The organism is Pseudoalteromonas sp. BDTF-M6, from assembly GCF_018334135.1.
In the GTDB taxonomy this organism is placed as follows: domain Bacteria; phylum Pseudomonadota; class Gammaproteobacteria; order Enterobacterales; family Alteromonadaceae; genus Pseudoalteromonas.
On the sequence record NZ_JAGXTQ010000002.1, the window covers coordinates 425348 to 439997 of the forward strand.

At 50.0% G+C, this 14650-nt stretch carries 13 protein-coding genes; 7 read left to right on the forward strand and 6 right to left on the reverse strand.

Going from position 1 to position 14650, the window contains the following annotated elements:
- Positions 1-73: 73 nt before the first annotated feature.
- Genes KD147_RS06345 through KD147_RS06355 form a run of 3 tightly spaced genes read left to right on the forward strand, consistent with a single transcriptional unit; the run spans position 74 to position 2315 of the window.
- Positions 74-550, forward strand: coding sequence for a copper chaperone PCu(A)C (locus tag KD147_RS06345; protein WP_212547252.1), 477 nt, complete (start codon positions 74-76; stop codon positions 548-550).
- An 8-nt stretch (positions 551-558) separates the two neighbouring features.
- Positions 559-1545 carry a DUF2333 family protein gene (locus KD147_RS06350; protein ID WP_105253709.1) on the forward strand — a complete coding sequence of 329 codons (987 nt, stop codon included), beginning with the start codon at positions 559-561 and terminating at the stop codon, positions 1543-1545.
- 11 nt (positions 1546-1556) lie between these two features.
- A complete protein-coding gene (locus tag KD147_RS06355) occupies positions 1557-2315 on the forward strand; it encodes a TIGR04219 family outer membrane beta-barrel protein (RefSeq protein WP_212547253.1) in 759 nt (252 codons plus the stop codon).
- A gap of 60 nt (positions 2316-2375) precedes the next feature.
- Here the strand turns inward: KD147_RS06355 and KD147_RS06360 are convergent, their stop codons facing one another.
- The 3 genes from KD147_RS06360 to KD147_RS06370 form a co-directional block, all read right to left on the reverse strand.
- Complete coding sequence (locus KD147_RS06360) at positions 2376-2936, reverse strand: SRPBCC family protein (RefSeq protein WP_158678847.1); 561 nt, start codon at positions 2934-2936, stop codon at positions 2376-2378.
- Positions 2937-3124: 188 nt separating this feature from the next.
- Positions 3125-3910, reverse strand: a complete 786-nt coding sequence (locus KD147_RS06365; protein WP_105253711.1) for an META domain-containing protein — start codon at positions 3908-3910, stop codon at positions 3125-3127.
- Positions 3911-4016: 106 nt separating this feature from the next.
- Positions 4017-4583 carry a PhnA domain-containing protein gene (locus KD147_RS06370; RefSeq protein WP_212547254.1) on the reverse strand — a complete coding sequence of 189 codons (567 nt, stop codon included), beginning with the start codon at positions 4581-4583 and terminating at the stop codon, positions 4017-4019.
- A 220-nt stretch (positions 4584-4803) separates the two neighbouring features.
- On the opposite strand from KD147_RS06370, the gene KD147_RS06375 reads away from it, so the two are divergent.
- Positions 4804-5421 (forward strand): paraquat-inducible protein A, encoded by a 618-nt coding sequence (locus tag KD147_RS06375; RefSeq protein ID WP_212547255.1) that lies wholly within the window; start codon positions 4804-4806, stop codon positions 5419-5421.
- Here the strand turns inward: KD147_RS06375 and KD147_RS06380 are convergent.
- The 3 genes from KD147_RS06380 to KD147_RS06390 form a co-directional block, all read right to left on the reverse strand.
- Entirely contained in the window at positions 5418-6905 is a 1488-nt protein-coding gene (locus tag KD147_RS06380; RefSeq protein ID WP_233998321.1) for a Ppx/GppA phosphatase family protein, read from the reverse strand. The two genes, KD147_RS06375 and KD147_RS06380, sit on opposite strands and share 4 nt — an antisense overlap.
- Positions 6892-8970 carry a polyphosphate kinase 1 gene (ppk1, locus tag KD147_RS06385; RefSeq protein WP_212547256.1) on the reverse strand — a complete coding sequence of 693 codons (2079 nt, stop codon included), beginning with the start codon at positions 8968-8970 and terminating at the stop codon, positions 6892-6894. Before ppk1 ends, KD147_RS06380 begins: the two co-directional genes overlap by 14 nt.
- Positions 8971-9080: 110 nt before the next feature.
- Positions 9081-9581, reverse strand: coding sequence for a glycine cleavage system transcriptional repressor (locus tag KD147_RS06390; RefSeq protein ID WP_105187919.1), 501 nt, complete (start codon positions 9579-9581; stop codon positions 9081-9083).
- Between the two features lie 315 nt (positions 9582-9896).
- On the opposite strand from KD147_RS06390, the gene KD147_RS06395 reads away from it, so the two are divergent.
- Genes KD147_RS06395 through pstB form a run of 3 tightly spaced genes read left to right on the forward strand, consistent with a single transcriptional unit; the run spans position 9897 to position 14648 of the window.
- A complete protein-coding gene (locus KD147_RS06395) occupies positions 9897-12128 on the forward strand; it encodes an ABC transporter permease subunit (protein ID WP_105253716.1) in 2232 nt (743 codons plus the stop codon).
- Positions 12129-12144: 16 nt separating this feature from the next.
- Positions 12145-13794: a phosphate ABC transporter permease PstA gene (gene pstA, locus KD147_RS06400; RefSeq protein WP_212547257.1), complete on the forward strand. Its 1650-nt coding sequence runs from the start codon at positions 12145-12147 to the stop codon at positions 13792-13794.
- 29 nt (positions 13795-13823) lie between these two features.
- On the forward strand, positions 13824-14648 hold the full coding sequence (gene pstB / locus KD147_RS06405) for a phosphate ABC transporter ATP-binding protein PstB (RefSeq protein ID WP_212547258.1): 825 nt from the start codon (positions 13824-13826) through the stop codon (positions 14646-14648).
- Positions 14649-14650: the final 2 nt, after the last annotated feature.

The following is a 14650-nucleotide window of genomic DNA, read 5'->3' on the forward strand; positions in this document are numbered from 1 at the left end:
ATTTTACTAAAGACACTCAGTTGTCATTAAGTTATATTAGGGTACCTTCAAGGGATAAATTCAAGGAAGCATTATGTTGCGTATTTTCAATCGGGCCTTGCTTGCGGCAATGGCCCTTTGTGCTTGTGCCTTTAGTTACGCCCAGGATGGGCTGATGCTCAGCGATGCGAAAGTTCGCCAGTTTTTGCCGGCGGCCAACAGTTCGGTGGGCTACTTTGCGCTGGAAAATCACTCTGAGCGTGAGCGCATCCTTAAAGCCGTCGAGTTAGAATCGCTAGGGCGCGTGGAAATCCACACTCATGAACACAGCGATGGCATGATGAAAATGCGTAAATTAGACAGCCTCACTATCGGCGCAAATAGCCGCGTAGTGTTGCAACCGGGTGGGCTACACTTAATGTTATTTTCGCCACAGCAAGCCCTTAGCGTCGATCAGACTCTGAAAATGACATTGATCTTCGCCGATGGCGAACGTGTAAACGGCCAGGCACGTGTTTTTAGTTTAATCGAGCAAAAGCGCGACAGTGGCAGTGAGCACCACCACAACTAGGAGTTGATATGTCACAGCATAAAGGAAAGATCGCAGCGGCCATCGCCGCGGTATTATTGTTATTCTATTTAATTGCCGTGTATTGGAGCATAGAGCCGGACCGCTTTGATGTGCTTGAGAATGCCAAACAGCAGGCCAGTGAACGCAACGAGCAACTGGTGACCGGCTATGTGACCACCTCGGCGTTGATCACCGTGACTCAATCTTTACTCGACAAACCCGGTGGTTACCTCAGCAACGATATGATGCCGCCGAGCGTCATGATGGATAATATGCCCGCCTGGGAATACGGCGCACTGGAGATGGCTCGGGATATGGCCTTATCCATGCGTAAAGACTTCAGCCGCTCGCAATCTCAATCGACTGAGCACCCATCGCTGAAAAAAGCCCAGCCGCAATTTAATATCAGCAATACCGCCTGGATGTGGCCAAGCGCCGAGGGCGAGTACCAAAAAGGCATCGAGTTACTAATAGAGTACCGCTCGCAAATTGCCGACAGCAATGATCGTCAAAGCCAGTTTTATGCCCGCGCCGATAACCTGCGCGCCTGGGTAAAAGAAGCGGAAAAACGCCTTGGCAGCTTAAGTCAGCGCCTCAGTGCCAGTGTCGGCCAGGAGCGCTTAAACACGGACTTAGCCGGAGACCGTGAGGCTCATCAAGCCACCTATGCACCTCATGAGCAAATGGTACGCACCTCCTGGTGGAAAATTGATGACACCTTTTATGAAGCCCGTGGCGCCACTTGGGCGTTGCTGCATTTTCTAAGTGCCATTGAGCATGACTTTGCCGACGTGTTGGAAAAGAAAAATGCCAAGGTGAGTGTGCAGCAGATCATCCGTGAACTCGAGGCAACTCAGGAGCCGGTATGGAGTCCCATGGTCTTAAATGGCAGTGGTTTTGGTTTTGTGGCCAATCACTCTTTGGTAATGGCTAATTATATTTCGCGTGCCAATGCGGCACTGATTGAACTAAGCGAGTTACTCGCACAAGGATAATAGGGGATAAAATGAAAAAGTACGTTCTAGCGGCAGCAGTATCGTTAGCAACCATGGCACCAGTAGCCCAGGCCGATACGTTATTAGGTTTATACGTAGGTGCCGAAGGCTGGCAGGCAGAGCCGGAAGGCAGCTTTGGTAGTAAAGGCAATGCCCAACAAGATTTCTCGTTCGAAGATGAAACCTTAACCAGTTACTACGTAGCCCTAGAGCACCCAGTACCACTTATCCCTAACGTGAAACTTCGTTACACGGAAATGGATGTAACCGGCGACACCACCCTAGTCGACGGCTTTGAGTTCCAGGACATTAACTTTGGCGCCGGTACCCAGTTGTATACCGAAACCGACCTAACTCATATCGACTACGTGCTGTATTACGAAATCTTCGATAACGATACCTTGTCGATCGACTTGGGTTTAAGCGCCAAGCAGTTCGATGGTGACTTCTACATCACTGATACCAACAGTGACGCCATGGTTCGCACCGATTTCTCTGGCTTTGTACCGCTAGCCTATGGTCGTGCTCAAGTAGGCCTGCCATTCACCGGTCTGAGCGTATTCGCCGAAGGCAGCATGTTTGCCCTGGACGACAGCTCGGTACATGACTACCAGGTTGGCGTTGAGTGGGAAGTGATCGATAACCTAGCGGTGGATGTAGCCGTTCGTGCTGGTTACCGCAGCATGCTGATTGAGCTGGACGATATCGACGATATCAACACGGATATCGATGTATCCGGACCGTTCGCCGGTTTACAGGTGCACTTCTAAGCACTTGAGTTCATAAAAAAGCGCCTTTCGGCGCTTTTTTTGTGTTTGTTGAAAGCCTTGCTAGGCGTCGCTGGGCTGCTCGTCGCCCTCCTTCAGATCAGGCAGTTCGGCCAGCGTTCTCAAGTTGTTCAGGCTATGGGTGATGGTGTTCTGCAGTTGATGCTCGGCAAACCAGGCCAGATAAGGACCTAAAACCGGAATGGCGATTTCCCCTTGCTGTTGCCAGATGACCCGGCAGCCCTGGTCATATCCTTCAATACGGATCACGCCTTGGGAGAGGTATTCGTTGTTGACCAGCACCTGAAACTCCAGGTGCTCGGCGCTGCTTTGGGTAATGCTGAGCTCGCCGCCGGAGTTCTCACCCAACCAGTTAATGTGTGCCCCCACGCCTTGCGTCTTACCATAGACCTGCAACTGGGCCTGATCTTCAATTTGTTTTACGGCCAGCCATTTTGGCCAGTTATTTAAATCCTGCAACCAAGGGGCTAGCTGCGCCGTGGAGCGATTGATATCGACACTGCGCTGGACCTCGTAGCTGGGGGTGAGTACCAGGCCAAAAAAGATGATGACAAGTATGATAAGCACCAGGATTTTTATCAATTTTTCTAAGGCTGTCAGCACGCGATAGGGCCTCTTACTGTAAGTCACAGGTAACTATAAAGAATTAGAATATCCTGTTCGCGGCAAATTTACCATGTTTGGTGTTTTCAATTTGGGAACTTGGGTGTCGCTGCGCCCGGTTCGAAAAGATAAGAGCTAGGGCCAAATGGGGGAGGAGGTTGCGGCGCGTGAGCACCGCAACATCAGGGTTATTTTAGGTGCACGGCCTTGAAGATTGCCAAGGCGTCGCCTTGCTCGTTTTTCAAGGTTAGGGTGTCACCCTTAATGCGGTATGAGAAGGTGTCGGCAAGCGCCTTGCTCAGCTGCTGTTCTTGCTCCATCAACTCCATACACATTTTTTGGGTGCTGGCTAAAGACTTAAAGCGTAAACCAAAGTATTGACCCTTAACATACTGGCCCATGGTCTGGTTGCAGCTTAAGAAGCCGCTCATGCGACCATCCTGATGTAAGGTGATGTGTGGCTCACGCTTATTGACAACCACTTCCTTACCACCAAGTTTGACCGCTTTCCAATAGGTATTGACCAGGCTTTCGTCTGGCATGGCAACGCGCTCCATCATCACCTTAATTGGGCTTTGCGTTTGCGTGGTACCAAAGGGGTCGTTATTTTGCGTGGTGATATAACGCAGCTCGCCATCAAGCATTATTTTGGCGCTGACACTGTAGCGCATGCGCTCTTTCAGTGCATCGGCAGCGTAGGTCAGAGTGAGATCATACGGCGGTGCACCATCCAGGGTAATGGTTTCGCTGGCAATGACCTCGGCCGCTACATCCATTTTAGAGACATCGGAAAGGGTGACCGTTAATTGCGAGCCGGGAGGTTGCAGACTGCGGTCTTTGTACAAGACTTGCACCTGCATGGTTTTCATTTGTTGCTCAGCGGTAGTTTCTGCGCTTTGCTCCGGGGTATTGCTGCAAGCACCCAATAATACGCTGGTAAGGGCTAGGGCCGAAAAAGTAATCTTTTTGCTCATATTATTAACTCCTTTAATACTGCCAGTACTTTAAGTAAATATGTATTAATTACGCCTTAATACATGGACTTATACTGCGACCCTCGCGCTTATCATGTGCGGGTCGCTATTTCTTTACGAATTTAGTAAGAATGACAATGCGCTGGCCTTCAACGCGCCCTTCGATATGCTCCGGGTTTGACGTTAGGCCGATATTACGTACCGCGGTGCCACGCTTGGCTACTAGGCTACTGCCTTTGACATCCAAATCTTTGATCAGGGTAACCGTATCACCCGCGGCCAAACGCACGCCGTTGGAATCGAGATGCACCACATCTTCGTCTTCGGCAATGGCAGCCTCGGCCCATTGTTGTGTTTGCTCATCAAGGTATAGCATATCGAGCATATCGCCGGCCCAACTGTGTTCGGCGCTTAATTTATTAAGTAGTCGCCAAGCCACTACCTGTACCGCAGGCACCTGGCTCCACATGCTGTCATTAAGGCAGTGCCAATGGGTGTCGCTCAACTGGTCTTGGTTTTTTAATTGCTCGGCACACACGCCACAAACCAGGATAGATTTGTCGGAGTGGGCTTCACCTTCTGGCGGTACAGCGTAAACGCTTAGGTTGTCGCTGCTGGCGCATAATTCGCATTGGTTGTTGCTACGATCTCGTAATGTTTGTTCTATGCTCATAAAAATCAGTACTTAAAGAGTAGAAGAAAGCTCAATTATAACCAATATACCCACACAAAAGGTATTGTTTTAGGAACTGTTGCCTTTACAGTAAACCCTTAGGGCAAGCTGTTCCTAGTTAATTCGTGTACATATATGTACAAAAAGGGCCATAATAACAAGGTATTGCGAGACAGCGCGGCCCGCATGTTGCGCTTTTTGACTCTCTTGGAGGAATGCCGTGCGTCGTTTTTTGATTAGTCTACTGCTGATTTTTTCCCTGCTGTTGTTGGCCTTTGCGGTCACCGAGCCGGCATTGACCATAGAAGCGAAAATAGCCAAGTCAGAGCTGGCCAACAGTGCCGTGGAAGCCATCACCGAGGACAGCGACAGCCAAAGTCGTTATATGCTCCATACCTTGTCGCAAATGCTCGGTTTGGACCGTCTCGAGGGGCATATTGAGGCCTATGGTAAAACCCGCAGCATCTGGGGTACTGTGGTGGAGTTATATCAACATGATAATGTCCTGGTGGCCGTGCTGGTGGCAATGTTTTCCGTAGTGGTGCCGCTGTTTAAATCCAGCTTGCAATTTGCCGTCTTGCTGCTCGGACCAAGACCTATAGCGGGGCGCCTGCAAGGGCTTAGCGCAAAGCTGAGTAAGTGGAGCATGGCTGATGTGTTTGTGTTGGCGTTGATCATCACCTACCTGGGCGGCAATGCCGATGGCCACTTTGGTCAGTTGGTGATCATGCAGGCACAGTTGCATCAGGGCTTCTGGTTATTCCTTGGCTATTGTCTGGTGTCGATTATCACCAGTATATTGTTACATCATCAACGGCAAATATGGAGCCGGGCCTAAAATATCTGCAGCTTTAAGCCCAGCTTTTGCCATTGCCTTTGTTCGGCCTCCAGATCGGCGGCAAACAAGCTGTGCTCCTTGAGCCATTGATCCTTAAACTCCAAGCTTAACGAGTGACCATCCACTGTGATGGCAAACTGAGGTTTACTCAGCGCCTGGCGCTTACGATTAAGCAGCACCGCCAGACGAAACAGCGCTATTAGCCTATACAGCGTGGCTTGCTGCAGGTGGATAAAGTCGGGCATTTCTCTAAGCTTGATTTTTTTCCGATAGAAGCGCGTTAACGTCGCCAGCAGCCGCTGTTGTTCCTGGGTAAAGCCAGGCAATTGGCTGTTAGCTATGATATAGGCGCTATGCTTATGCAATCCCGAGGAATTGATGCTCAAACCTACCTCATGTAGTTGCGCGGCCCAATTGAGGGTGACTAAATCCTCGTCGCATAGCCGCCATGGCTCGGCAACATGGGGGAAGAGCCATTGCAGGGAATCACAGACATTGGCTGCGTGCTCGGTATCGATAACATAGCGGGCGCTCAGGTTTGCTATGGTGGTCACGCGAATATCCTTGGCACTGAGCTTTTCATGCAGCTCATGCAGCAGGCCCTCACGTAGCGAGTAATCACAATAATTGAGTTTATCTATGCCCAGCGAACGCATGACTGCGAGCAGTATGGCCAGGCCACCGCAAAATGTGGCGCGGCGCTCGGGTATCAGCTCGCTAGAGGGGAGATGGTCGATATGACCGGCTGCACAGCTACCGTTCATCAGTTGCAGTAAATCGTTCAGGGTCAAAGCCTGATTCAGGTCACCCTCATGGCATATGGCGGTGAGGACTTTGGCTGTGCCCGAGGTGGCAAGCACATGTTGCCAGCCTAACTGGCCATAAGTATTGGTGATCGACTCCAGCTCCTGTTCGGCACGCAAGATAGCGCGTTGAAAACGTTTTTTGGTGATCCGCCCGTCGCCGAAAAACTGCTGTGAGTAACTGACGCAGCCCATGTTTCTGCTGCTTAATGCCAGGTGCTGATGGTGCTCGCCGATCACCAGCTCGGTGCTGCCACCACCTATGTCGATAACCAAACGACGGCCGTCATGGTGCAGGTGTTGAGCCACTCCCTGATAAATCAGCCGCGCTTCTTCCTGACCGGAGATCACATCGATATGAAAAGGGAAAATGGCTCGCGCACGTTGCATGAAGCGTTTTACATTGCGGGCCCGGCGCAGAGTATAAGTGGCCACCACCTTGACGTTGGCGGCGGGAAAGTCCGCCAGAGTATGGGCAAACTGTTTGAGCACAGCCACCGCCCTGTCTATGGCTTCGTCGCTCAGGCAGGCGCGCTGATCTAGCCCCGCGGCGAGGTAAACCCGTTGTTTTTCCTTGTGTAATACCTCGAAACGGCCATCGACTTCACGGGCCAACAGCAAATGAAAGCTGTTCGAACCTAAGTCAACGGCGGCGTAAGTCGTGGGCTCATTGCTCTGCACGGCTGCTTTCCCATTTTTTGAGATAGTCATGTATGGCGATTTGCGAGCGAATCTTCTTCTTATTACCGCGGCGTACATACTGGTTCTGCTGTTGTGCATCAATAATACGGGCTTTGCTGCGGTCGCGCCATTGCAGCTCAAGAATGTCGACTATCATCTGTTGTAGCGCCGGGCTGTAGATGGGCACGCCCACTTCGACACGATGGTCGAGGTTGCGGGTCATCCAGTCGGCGGAGGATATATACACCTTACTTTGCTCATACTTGCCGAATACCATTACCCGTGGGTGCTCTAAAAAGCGATCCACTATGCTGATCACCTTAATATTGTCGCTTAAGCCTTTAATGCCGGGTACCAGGGAGCACATGCCGCGAATAATCAGCCGTATCTTTACACCTTGTTGTGACGCTATATAGAGCCTATCGATCAATTCCTTATCAACCAGGTTATTGATCTTAATAAGAATACTGCCATTGCGTTTAAGTTGGCACTGCTCTTCAATCAGGCTGTAGATACGTTCACGGGCATTGACCGGTGACACCATCAGGTGCTCGAAATTAAACGGTTTGTAGCTGTGTTCGATAAACTTAAAAACATTATCGCATTCGTCACAAATGGCAGGATCTTTTGTGAACAGGCTAAAGTCGGTATAGATCTTCGCGGTTTTCTCGTGGAAGTTACCCGTGCCTATGTGGGCATAGGAAACAATTTGCCCCTGCTCCTTACGGTGGATCACACACAACTTGGAATGCACCTTCAAAGACGGAATACCAAAGATAACCTTGATCCCGGCTTCGTCGAGGGATTTGGCCCACTGAATATTGTTCTGCTCATCGAATCTGGCCTTGAGCTCCACCATCACGGTCACCTTCTTGCCGTTTTTGGCGGCATTGACCAAGGCCCCAATCAAGCGCGACTGGTTGGCAACGCGATAAATATTGACCTTGATATGCACCACATCCGGATCGAATGATGCTTGGCGCACATAGTTCAAAAAATGGTTAAAGGTGTGATAGGGGTAGTAGAGCAAGATGTCTTCATGGCTGATGGCATCAAACACGCTGCTAAAGCGCTCGAAGGCATGGGAGCGAAGGCTTGGCAGCGGGCTGTTTTCCAAATAGCGACGCCCCACATTGGGAAAAGCCAAAAAGTCGCGGAAGTTACGATAACGGCCACCGGGAATAAGGGCATCAAAGCGGTTGATACCCAAACGCTTACGCAGCGCCTTGTGCATTTCGCTGGGCATGGTGTGGTCATAAACCAGGCGCACCGGCTCGGAGCGTAGGCGCTGTTTCAGGCCCTTGGACATCTTATCCAATAAGCCCTCTTCGATTTCATCATCCAGGTTGTACTCGGCGTCGCGAGTCAGCTTTATGGCGTAGCCACGAATGGTATCGAAGTGAAAAAAGTTGCCGAACACGTCTTTGAGAAAATAAAGAATAATATCATCGAGCAGCACTATGGTTTTCTGGCGTCGGGTTTTTTCCGCCGGCAGCACCACAAAGCGGGGCAGGCGGTTGGTGGGCACCTCCAGCAGCGCATAGTGATTTTTATCATCCTGCATTTCCACAAAAAAATAGGTCATGGTGTCGTTAATGTGACCAGAGTAGTTCTTGTTTTGGTCCACTAGGATAGGCGATAAGTGCTCGAGCACCTCGGCCTTAAAGTAGTCGCCGAGCCACTGCAAATGAAAAGGGCTGAGTTGTTCCGGACGTTTTACATGAATATTGTGCTCGGTCAGGGTGTTGAGAATAGCATCATAGGCGACATTAAAATCATGGCCCAGAGTTAACACCTTGTCCTGAATTTGCTGCATTAAGGCTTCATCTTCGTCGAAATTGGCGTCTGGGAGCTTATTAAGAAGAATGCGGCGCTTTACATCGGCAACCCGTACCTGGAAGAATTCATCGAGATTATTAGAGAAAATTCCTAAAAAGCGAATGCGCTCGATAATGGGGTTATTGATATCCCTGGCTTCTTGCAAAACCCGCTCGTTAAACGATAGCCAACTCAGCTCCTTGGGATAATAGCTGGTGACGTGCAGGTCGACTTGTTCCATGTTCATAACACACTCAGATTGGAGGCAGGCTAAGTGCGTTAATTTATTGCGGAAATGTGACCGGAATATGACATCGGCGGTCGCCTATGAGCTATTCCGGTCGCAAGTGTTTAGACCTAGTTTTCGATATCGACTATGACATCCGAGGTTATAGACTCTAAGGCCTCTACGACCACGTCACGGCTCATTCCCGCCGGCAAGGATACCGTGGCCATGGCACTGAAAATTGGCACGCCCCAGTTCGGTGCGCTTTGCTGCTTTGATGTTAAATGGGTGATATTGGCGCCCTTATGGCGGATCACCGTGGCCAACTCTTGCACTATGCCCGGGCGATCATTTCCAGTGATCACCAGATTAATCTGTTCGCCCGTTGTGGCATCGGTGAGCTCGCCTGATTCCACGCGAATTTCCAAATGAGCAATGCTGTGTAACGCATCCTGTAACTCGCGCAGATGCTCTTCGGCCACTTCGACCTGGACGATACCGGCAAACTTACCGGCAAGATGAGAAAGGTTACTGGCCAGCCAGTTACCATGGTGACTAAGGATAACGGAAGAAAGCTCTTCTAACAGGCCGGGACGGTCTTGGCCAATTACGGTTAAAACTAACTGCTGCATAGGTTACTGTCTCTTTATTATTGTGAATGAAAAGCCCGTTTAAGGGAGCATATAAAAACCTCAGTGAAATCTTTAAGGTAATGTTTATTATGAATTTTTTTAACGGTTTGAATATTTATTCAAATCTTTCATCAGCAAGTATTGACCCCATTTTTGAGTTTGTCCAATTGTTTGCAACAGGTTGGTCAAATCCTGAACACTATGTGTGATGGGGAATGAAAATTAAGCTTTTCGTAGCAGTTTTGGCGCCATGTAACAAAACTGTCATTTTGATGAAATATAATCCGCGCATCGTAAAGATCTAAGGGTAAGTTGATGACTTCCAATCCGCAAAAACTGTCATTTAGCACGGATAGAAGCCGTCTGTTTAAAGACAAAATAGCTCAGTTTAGTATTACCTCTGGCGGGGTGATGGTACTAGTTGCGCTGTTGCTGATATTTTTCTATCTCCTCTACGTGGTGCAGCCAATTTTTGAATCGGCTCATGTGCAAGAACGTTCAAGCTTCGCAGTAGATCAACAAGAGGTTGTTGGTCTTGGCCTAGAAGAGCAAACCGAAATTGCGTATTTGCTAAAGCGCAGCGGCGCTGTTGATTTTTACAATATTCAAGAGCAAGGTTTTGGTGCCCAGATTGCCGAGCTGACAACGGATTTACCGGCCGCGGTATCCAGCTTTGCGACCAGCGCTCCTCACCTGGGCCTGTACGCCTATGGTTTGGACAGCGGTGAGGTAATGATCGTTAAGCCGAGCTTCAAGGTCAGCTTCCCTAATAACCAGCGTCAGATGACCCCTGTACTTAACTACCCCTTAGGCAGTGAGCCGCTCACGGTTGACGAGCAGGGTGAAGCGATCAAGCGTTTTGCCTTTGCCAAGAGCGAAGACAAGGTCGTAATCGTGGCACTGACCGCCGACAAGCGCGTGGTATTTAGCGCCTATGTGGGTGAAGAAAACTTCATGACCGGTGAAGTGGAGTGGGTTGCCGAGCAAACCGAGCTGGATATCGACGGTCGTATTGATGAGTTGTTGATTTCTCCCGATGGCAGTCGCGTTTTTGTGCGCTCAGCCAACCAAATCTATATTTTCGATAGCCGTTACGCCGATGATGTGCAACTGACCCAGGTTCTAGCGGCGAACGAAGAAAACGCCAATATCGTCTCTGCGCAGCTACTTGCCGGCGCCAACTCACTGATGTTGGCCAATGACAATGGCGAAGTATCGCAGTGGTTTGAGGTCAATACCGATGAGGGTAAGGAATTTAAGAAAATTCGCGCCTTTGAAACCTCAAAGCAAAAAGCCATTAATATATACTCTGAATTCTATCGTCGCACCTTCTTCACTACCGGTGCCAACGGTGAGCTAGGCCTGTATTACACCACCAGTGAAGCCAAGCTATGGCAGGGCAAGGTGGCCGAAGGAGCCATTAAGAACTTTGCCGTTGCTCCGCGTGCCAATGCGGCGTTAATTCTTGCCGATAACAAGGTGAGCGTGCTGGAAATTGAAAACGAGCACCCTGAAGTGACATGGTCTGGTCTATGGCAAGAAGTTTGGTATGAAGGCTACCCTGAGCCGGATTACATCTGGCAGTCAACGTCGGCCAGTGATGATTTTGAATCTAAATTCTCTTTGGTGCCTATTTCATTCGGTACCTTAAAAGCGGCCATGTACGCCATGCTGTTCGCGGTGCCTATCGCGCTGTCTGCGGCCATTTATACCGCCTACTTTATGTCGAGCGAGCTCCGTAAGGTGGTTAAGCCTACGGTTGAAATTATGGAAGCCTTGCCAACGGTTATCTTAGGTTTCTTGGCCGGTCTGTGGTTGGCGCCGTTAATCGAGGAAAACCTTCCGGCCATTATCGCACTGCTGGTCTTACTGCCGATAGGTATCCTGGCCACGGCCCTGTTATGGACCAAGCTGCCTGAGCATATTCGCCACCGTATTCCAGAGGGTGCGCACTCGATTATTCTTATTCCTGTGGTCTTGTTTATCGGTTGGTTGTCATTTGCCATGAGCGGTAACCTGGAAGCCTGGTTATTTGGTGGCAACGTGCGTCAGTACATCACCAACGAGTTAGGCATGACCTTCGACCAACGTAACTCTTTGGTTGTGGGTATCGCCATGGGCTTTGCGGTTATTCCGACAATTTTCTCGATTGCCGAAGACGCGGTATTCAGCGTGCCTAAGCACCTGTCTAACGGCTCATTGGCGCTGGGTGCTACCCAATGGCAAACCCTGGTGCGCGTAGTATTACTTACCGCCAGCCCGGGTATCTTCTCGGCTATTATGATGGGTCTGGGTCGCGCCGTGGGTGAAACCATGATCGTACTCATGGCCACGGGTAACACGCCAATTATGGATTGGAGCATTTTCCAGGGTATGCGTACCTTGGCGGCCAACATTGCGGTAGAAATGCCGGAGTCAGAAGTAGGTAGTTCGCACTACCGTATTCTTTTCCTTGCCGCCTTTGTGCTGTTTATTTTCACCTTTGTCTTTAACACGCTTGCTGAGTTTGTTCGTCAGCGCCTGCGTGAAAAGTACAGCTCACTGTAATTAGAGGAGAAACGACATGATAAGACAGTGGTTTAAGTCTGGTTCTCCTTGGATTTGGATGACCGGTGGTGCGGTAAGCATCAGTTTGATTTCGGTAATTGGCCTGTTGGCGTTAATCGCCTGGCGTGGTCTGGGGTTCTTTTGGGCCTCACCGGTACACGAGTTTCATATTCAGGGCTCGGTAGAGCAGCACACGGTAATCGGTGAAATTTATGACCGTGAGGTGGTGCCGGCCAGTCGCGTACGCCAGTCGGGTGTTGACCTGGGTGATTTCCAGGGTGAAGAATTGACCCGTTACCTGATCAAAACAGGTAACCGTGAATATGTGGAGTTGGATTTCCGTTGGATTTTGGAAACCGATATCCAAAGCCAATCGACGCCCCATAACCTGGCCGTGTTCGAACGTTCTAAAAACGGTAACTTCTACGGTTACATCGAGCAAGTGATCGAGAACGGTCAGCCGGTTAAGGGCGACCAGGTTGAAAAGCTTGAAGAGTTGGTTGAGCGTGCGGTTGACCTCAATGAGCAGGCTCTTGATCTGCAAAATGGCGACATTGGTCATATTAACTACGAGCTTGAGCGTTTACGTTTAAAAGAGCGTGGCTATGAGCTTGATAACGAGCTGACCCATGAGCGTGCGGCGGAGCTGGAAGCCCAGCGTAAGGCGCTACGTGAGCAGTATAAAGAGCTGGAAAAAACCTTGTTCCAACTGCGCGATGATGCCAAGCGCGACCAGGTTGTGGTTAAAGACATGCGCGGTGAGCTAGTGATTCTGCCGCTATATCAGGTGCTGGATTTCTGGCTACCAAACGACATGGGCTTTTTCGCTAAGGTCGGCCATTACTTTGGTCAATTAGGTAAGTTTATTGCTGACGACCCGCGCGAAGCCAACACCGAGGGCGGGGTGTTCCCAGCCATCTTCGGTACCGTATTTATGGTTATGCTGATGGCGGTGATCGTGACTCCATTTGGTGTGGTTGCGGCTATTTATCTGCACGAGTATGCGGCGAAGAACGCGGTAACCAAGATGATCCGTATCGCGGTCATTAACCTGGCCGGTGTACCTTCGATTGTATATGGTGTCTTTGGTCTGGGTTTCTTCGTTTACATGCTAGGTGGCAGCATCGACCAATTGTTCTACCCAGAGGCCTCGCCAAGCCCGGTATTTGGTACCCCAGGCGTGATTTGGTCGGCATTAACGCTAGCTATTCTGACCCTGCCGGTGGTGATTGTTTCTACCGAAGAAGGTCTGTCACGTATTCCAAGTCAGGTACGTCAAGGCTCCTTAGCGCTAGGCGCAACCAAAGCAGAGACTCTATGGCGCATTGTGGTACCCATGGCCAGCCCGGCCATTATGACGGGTCTGATCCTGGCGGTCGCCCGAGCGGCTGGTGAGGTAGCTCCTCTGATGCTGGTGGGTGTAGTAAAAATGGCACCGACCCTACCGCTTGATGGTAACTTCCCTTATGTGCACTTAGATCGTAAATTTATGCACCTGGGTTTCCATATTTATGATGTTGGCTTCCAAAGCCCGAACGTAGAAGCTGCGCGCCCACTGGTATATGCAACGGCATTCTTGTTGGTAACAGTGATTATTGCTCTGAACATCACGGCAATTGGTATCCGTAACCATTTGCGTGAGAAGTTCCGCGCGCTAGACAACTAATGTAAAGAATTGAGATAGGTAAAAACGTTATGATTACAGTTGCACCCGAAGTAAAAGCAGCGAACACGCAAAAGTTGGATTTAACTAATCTGACGCCAGAGCAAACTGCATTACAGATTAAAAACCTCGATCTTTACTACGGCGATAAGCAAGCGCTTAGCGATGTCAGCATGGATATCCCTAAGGGTCAGGTAACCGCTTTTATCGGCCCATCTGGTTGTGGTAAGTCGACTCTGCTACGTTGTATTAACCGCATGAATGACCTGGTTGATACTTGTCGTATCGAGGGCGAAATCCTGTTGCACGGCGAGAATATTTACGACAAGCGCGTTGATGTTGCGGCGCTGCGCCGTAATGTCGGCATGGTGTTCCAGCGTCCTAACCCCTTCCCTAAATCGATTTATGAGAACGTGGTCTATGGCCTGCGTCTTCAGGGTATTAAAGACAAGCGTAAGCTGGATGAAGTGGTAGAGAAATCACTGCGCGGCGCGGCCCTGTGGGATGAGGTAAAAGACCGACTGCACGACAGCGCCTTCGGTTTATCCGGTGGTCAGCAGCAGCGTCTGGTGATTGCCCGCTCTATCGCGATTGAGCCAGAAGTATTGCTTCTGGATGAGCCGACCTCTGCTCTTGACCCCATTTCGACCTTGGTGATTGAAGAGCTGATCAGCGAATTAAAGAACAAATTTACCGTGGTGATCGTTACTCACAACATGCAACAGGCGGCTCGTGTTTCGGACCAGACCGCGTTTATGTACATGGGTGAGCTGATTGAATATGCGGATACCAATACGCTATTCACCACCCCGAGCAAAAAGAAAACCGAAGACTATATCACTGGTCGTTACGGTTAAGC

What these genes read in the sequence shown, in the direction of transcription:
- KD147_RS06350 (WP_105253709.1), top strand. Translation starts at nt 559, where the DNA reads ATGTCACAGCATAAAGGAAAGATCGCAGCGGCCATCGCCGCGGTATTA.
- KD147_RS06370 (WP_212547254.1), bottom strand. Translation starts at nt 4,583, where the DNA reads ATGAGCATAGAACAAACATTACGAGATCGTAGCAACAACCAATGCGAA.
- KD147_RS06365 (WP_105253711.1), bottom strand. Translation starts at nt 3,910, where the DNA reads ATGAGCAAAAAGATTACTTTTTCGGCCCTAGCCCTTACCAGCGTATTA.
- pstB (WP_212547258.1), top strand. Translation starts at nt 13,824, where the DNA reads ATGATTACAGTTGCACCCGAAGTAAAAGCAGCGAACACGCAAAAGTTG.
- KD147_RS06390 (WP_105187919.1), bottom strand. Translation starts at nt 9,581, where the DNA reads ATGCAGCAGTTAGTTTTAACCGTAATTGGCCAAGACCGTCCCGGCCTG.
- KD147_RS06395 (WP_105253716.1), top strand. Translation starts at nt 9,897, where the DNA reads ATGACTTCCAATCCGCAAAAACTGTCATTTAGCACGGATAGAAGCCGT.
- KD147_RS06345 (WP_212547252.1), top strand. Translation starts at nt 74, where the DNA reads ATGTTGCGTATTTTCAATCGGGCCTTGCTTGCGGCAATGGCCCTTTGT.
- ppk1 (WP_212547256.1), bottom strand. Translation starts at nt 8,970, where the DNA reads ATGAACATGGAACAAGTCGACCTGCACGTCACCAGCTATTATCCCAAG.
- pstA (WP_212547257.1), top strand. Translation starts at nt 12,145, where the DNA reads ATGATAAGACAGTGGTTTAAGTCTGGTTCTCCTTGGATTTGGATGACC.
- KD147_RS06355 (WP_212547253.1), top strand. Translation starts at nt 1,557, where the DNA reads ATGAAAAAGTACGTTCTAGCGGCAGCAGTATCGTTAGCAACCATGGCA.